Here is a 1,617-nt window from a genome sequence, read left to right as displayed (position 1 = left end):
GCCAGGCTCATCGCCGTACCGGGATGGCCGTTGCCGACCTTCTGTACGGCATCGGCGGCCAGGACGCGGGCGGTGTCGACGGCCCGCTGGTCCAAATCGGTCCACTCGAGGTCTGTGGTGGTCGGGTTGGTGCTCACCCTGGGTCAGGGCTCCTCTCCACATGTCACGCATGTCGAATGCCGGTGTGCTGAACGCTCCGGGCGCTGTCGAGCCTACCCTTGTAAGAACGCGCGTTTTTTCGAGTCATTCCAGAGTGTCGGGACTCTTCGGGATCCGCCTCCCGACTGGGCCGTACCGCGTTCGGCAGGTGAATACGGAACCGCTCGTCGGAGTGCTCAATCGAGTGCCGTGCGGCTCTTCCGGAGGCGCCGCCCAACACGACCGGACCCCCGCGAATGTCCGGGTCTGGGCAACGTCTACAGTGGCGTGGTACGCGCGAGCCTTTACCGGGACTTCACACGGCTGAGGCTCGCTGGGATGTCTCTGTAGGGGTGTGCGTGACGGCCGTCGAATCCCGTCCAGCGGGGGTGCTCGGTGCGAGCCAGAGCCCGAGCCACCGGCCGTTCGGGGCCCGTGTCAAGGCGTTCGTAGCTCTGACCAAGCCTCGGATCATCGAGCTGCTGCTCATCACCACCGTTCCGGTGATGTTCCTGGCACAGCAGGGTGTGCCCGACCTGACGCTCGTGCTGCTGACCTGCGTAGGCGGCTACCTCTCCGCGGGTGGCGCCAACGCGCTGAACATGTACATCGACCGCGACATCGACGCGTTGATGGACCGCACCTCGCAGCGCCCGCTGGTCACCGGCATGGTGAGCCCACGCGAGTGCCTCGCCTTCGGCATCACCCTCGCCGTCGTCTCCACGCTGCTGTTCGGTCTCGCCGTCAACTGGCTCTCGGCCTGGCTGTCGCTCGGAGCGCTCCTCTTCTATGTCGTCGTCTACACGATGATCCTCAAGCGCCGTACCTCGCAGAACATCGTGTGGGGCGGCATCGCCGGCTGCCTCCCCGTGCTCATCGGCTGGTCGTCCGTCACCAACTCCATGTCGTGGGCGCCGATCATCCTCTTCCTCGTCATGTTCTTCTGGACGCCACCGCACTACTGGCCGCTGTCCATGAAGGTCAGGGAGGACTACGCGCGCGTGGGCGTGCCGATGCTGCCGGTCGTCGCCTCCAACAAGGTGGTCGCCAAGCAGATCGTGCTCTACAGCTGGGTGATGGTCGCGGTGTCGCTGCTGCTGCAGCCGCTCGGCTACACGGGCTGGTTCTACACGGCGGTCGCGCTGCTGGCGGGCGGCTTCTGGCTGTGGGAGGCGCACGGGCTGCAGAACCGGGCCAAGGCCGAGGTGACCGGCGGCAAGCTCAAGGAGATGCGGCTGTTCCACTGGTCGATCACCTATGTGTCGATCCTGTTCGTGGCGGTCGCGGTGGATCCCTTCCTGCGCTGATTTCCCTGTGACGGGCGGGGGGGGGGGGGGGAGAAACACCCCCCCCCCCCCCCCCCCCTCTCCCCCCCCCCTCTCCCCCCCCCCCCCCCCCCCCCCCTCCCCCCCCCCCCCCCCCCCCCGACGTGGGAGGACGAGATGAACAAGGCCGACACTAAACCTCGCGCATGGACTA

The 1,617-nt window shown here is 67.1% G+C and carries 2 protein-coding genes; one reads left to right on the top strand and one right to left on the bottom strand.

What is annotated here, in order from left to right; translation table 11 throughout:
* On the bottom strand, positions 1 to 137 hold a 137-nt coding region (locus tag ACZ5XS_RS22955), incomplete at its 3' end, for a hypothetical protein (RefSeq protein WP_468654081.1).
* A gap of 354 nt (positions 138 to 491) precedes the next feature.
* Here ACZ5XS_RS22955 and ACZ5XS_RS22950 point away from each other — a divergent pair.
* The gene (locus ACZ5XS_RS22950; protein WP_468654066.1) at positions 492 to 1,445 is read left to right on the top strand and encodes a heme o synthase; all 954 of its coding nucleotides are present in this window, start codon (positions 492 to 494) and stop codon (positions 1,443 to 1,445) included.
* Positions 1,446 to 1,617 lie beyond the last annotated feature (172 nt).

Source organism: Streptomyces sp. NPDC033131 (assembly GCF_055578365.1).
The sequence above is the reverse complement of the archived record's forward strand: the minus strand, read 5'-3'. Positions and strand labels throughout refer to the sequence as shown.